The following is a 2,896-nucleotide window of genomic DNA, read 5'->3' on the forward strand; positions in this document are numbered from 1 at the left end:
TTGCGTGCGACGAGCACACCCATCAGCAGGACACCGACGACGAAGACGAAGGTCGGCCACGAGGCGATCGATCCGTCGATACCCAGGCCGACCGGCACGGTGGTGCCGGCGGCGTCGGGGATGCGGCGCACGAAGCCGGCGTCGACGAGACCGATCATGGCGATGAAGGCGCCGATACCGGCGGCGATGGCGGCCTTCAGTTCCGCCGGGATGGCGTTGAACACCGCGGTGCGGAAGCCGGTCAGGGCCAGCACGACGATGATGATGCCGTCGATGACCACCAGACCCATCGCTTCGGGCCAGGTCACCTGCGGGGCGATGGTCACCGCGAGCAGGCTGTTGATGCCCAGGCCGGCGGCGATGGCGAACGGATAGTTGGCGACCACACCGAAGACGATGCTCATGAAGCCGGCGACCAGCGCGGTGACGGCCGCGACCTGGTTGATGGGCAGGATGTTGCCCAGTACGTCGACCTTCGCGCTCGCGTCGTCGGCGGAGAAACTACCGAGGATCAACGGGTTGAGGACCACGATGTACGACATCGCGAAGAACGTGACGATGCCGCCACGCACCTCCCGGGACACGGTCGAACCGCGCTCGGTGATCTTGAAATAGGCGTCCAGAAAGGACGTTCGCTTGGAGTCGGTGCCTACGGCCATGTCCACAAAATCCGCTCGTCGAGTACGGGGCGTCGCAACGGGAACCGATTATTGCAGCGCGAAGGAACTAATCTGCAATCCGTGGAACCCGCCCAGCTCGTCGCCGCCCGTATCCGACGCCTCGCCGACCCCCGCCCCGCGCTCGCCGTGGGAACCGCTCTGTGGGTGGTGGCGACCGTCGTCGTGCTGTGGGTCGGCGGCGATCTCCGCGACGATGCGCTACCGATCTGTGTGGCGGGAATCCTGGTGGGGCTGCTGGGAACTGCGCTCTTCCTGCTGCAGCGTCGCGCCGCCCGTCGCGGCGACCGCGGCGCCCAGGTGGGTCTGGACTGATTCCCGTACACCGCCGTCCGCGAGACGCCCGCGGCGGGTCAGCGGCGGATCCGCACGCGAGTGATCAACCACACCCACAGCACGGCCCAGGTGATCCCGAAGATCCAGCCCACGACGACATCGGTGAGCCAGTGCGCGGCCAGGTAGACGCGGGAGAACCCGATGGCCAGGGTGTACGTTGCGAGCGCCGCCGTCGCGACCGTCCGGCGACGATCCCCCGCGGCCACGTGCGCACCACCACCGCCACGAGCACCGTGGCCAGCACGGCACTGGTCGTCGCATGTCCCGAAGGGAACGACTCGGTGTGCAGGACGACCAGCCGTTCGGGTTCGGGGGGCCGGACGCGGCCGAACAGATGCTTGAGCAGCGACATCACCGGCCAGCCCGTCAGTACGGCACCGGCCACGAAGACGGCATCGCGCAGACGATCGGCGCGGACCAGCAACAACGTCGTCACCGTCGCGATCAGACTCGTCGCGATTCCCCCGCCCGTATGGGTGAGGACGGTCACTGCGGTGGTGAGTCCGGGCTCGCGGATCGAGACCATCCAGTCGAGCACCGCGACGTCGATCGTCACGGTCCGGTTCCCGGGTGCGGCGCAGCTGCCACCACGGTCGCGCTGCCCGCCGCGAGCGCGGTGAGCGCGGCGGCCAGGCCCTTCGGCGTGCTGTGGACGGTGCCGGCGGCATCGACCCACCAGTCGACCTCGATCTCCCCGGCCAGGGCCCCGGAGCAGCGCACGACCAGCCGGTCGTGCAGGGCGAGCACCCCGCGCGGAAGCGGTACACCGGCGACGATCCCGGCCAGGACGGCGGCAGGCTCGCGTTCCCAGGTCGAGCTGTGTCCCTGCTCGACGGGTTCGGCGTCGACGACCGCCGACGCCACGGCGATGTCGAGCACGTCCGCGAGCGCGGGCGCGGTTCCCCGTCCGCCGGTGACGAGCCGGCCGTGCGGGATGACGGCCGCGAACCACGGACGGTCGGGGACGAGAGCGTCCGCGGCATCGGCGACGGTGCCCGCCAGGCTGCGCACCCCGTCGGGCAGGGTGACCGACTCGGGATCGAGACCGCCCGACGAGAAGGCCGCGGCGAGCGCGTCGTGAGCGGCGACGATCGCCGCCGGTCCCGGCGATCGGCTCTCGTCGGCGAGCCGGTCGAGCAATGTCTGTGCCAGATCGAGGTCCTCGATCACCGTCCCGGCGAGGGCACCGCGGAAGGCGGCCGCGTCGGGATGGGTGCAGGGATCGAGGAGACCGTCGAACAGGACGTCGTCGGCGAAACGGTAGTGCCCCAGGGGCCGGCCGTCGAGCGACGCGCGGGTGCGCAGGTACCACGCGGTGTATCCGGCAGGGTCGGCGAGCGCCTCGGCCGTAGTGGGTTCGGTCGCCAGCAGGGTCAGCGCCCGTGACCAGCGACGATCGTCGACGAGATCGAGATCGCGCACCGCGACGAGCGTCTCGGGATCGTCGTCGAGTCGCTCCCACCAGAGGTGTTCGTCGGGCAGGTCGTGATCGGGACCGGTGGGCAGGTCGGCGCGGAGGACCGTGAAGCCCCAGCCCACACCGATCGCGCGCAGTGCGTCGGCCCCGTACCGGTCGACGACGGACGGGTCGACGGTGCCGAAGGGTGCGTCCTCGACCAGCACCTCGGCGAGCGGCGCGCCGGGGAGCAGGAGTTCGTCGGCGGGAACGGCATCGCCGTGGGTGTCGGGCAGCAGCAACGCCCCGAGTTCGCGAGGCACGGCCGCAGCGGAGGCGAACGGCACCAGCCGGAGCACGACGTCGGCGAGCTCGCCGGCCGGGAGGTCGCCGTCCGGGTCGATGTCGTCGGGATCGGCGTCCTCGACGGCGGCGGCGAGCGCCGGGTCGGCGAGCAGATCCTCGACCGTCACGGTGCCGGCCCCGA

General features: G+C 70.8%; 1 protein-coding gene and 3 pseudogenes. 1 reads left to right on the top strand and 3 read right to left on the bottom strand.

The features are described 5' to 3' along the window. A pseudogene (locus R1101_RS0120305) lies at nt 1-659 on the bottom strand (NCS2 family permease); the annotation flags it as partial. 81 nt (nt 660-740) lie between these two features. On the opposite strand from R1101_RS0120305, the gene R1101_RS0120310 reads away from it, so the two are divergent. Next, on the top strand, nt 741-992 hold the full coding sequence (locus tag R1101_RS0120310; protein ID WP_016935129.1) for a DUF2530 domain-containing protein: 252 nt from the start codon (nt 741-743) through the stop codon (nt 990-992). 38 nt (nt 993-1,030) lie between these two features. Here R1101_RS0120310 and R1101_RS31550 read toward each other — a convergent pair. Both R1101_RS31550 and R1101_RS27750 read right to left on the bottom strand, forming a co-directional pair. Further along, nucleotides 1,031-1,569 (bottom strand): annotated as a pseudogene (locus tag R1101_RS31550) (phosphatase PAP2 family protein). Beyond that, nucleotides 1,566-2,896, bottom strand: a pseudogene (locus R1101_RS27750) (ATP-binding protein); the annotation flags it as partial. The pseudogenes R1101_RS27750 and R1101_RS31550, both read right to left, overlap by 4 nt.

The sequence above is a fragment of the Rhodococcus sp. R1101 genome (genome assembly GCF_000278445.1).
In the GTDB taxonomy this organism is placed as follows: Bacteria; Actinomycetota; Actinomycetes; order Mycobacteriales; family Mycobacteriaceae; genus Rhodococcus; species Rhodococcus gordoniae.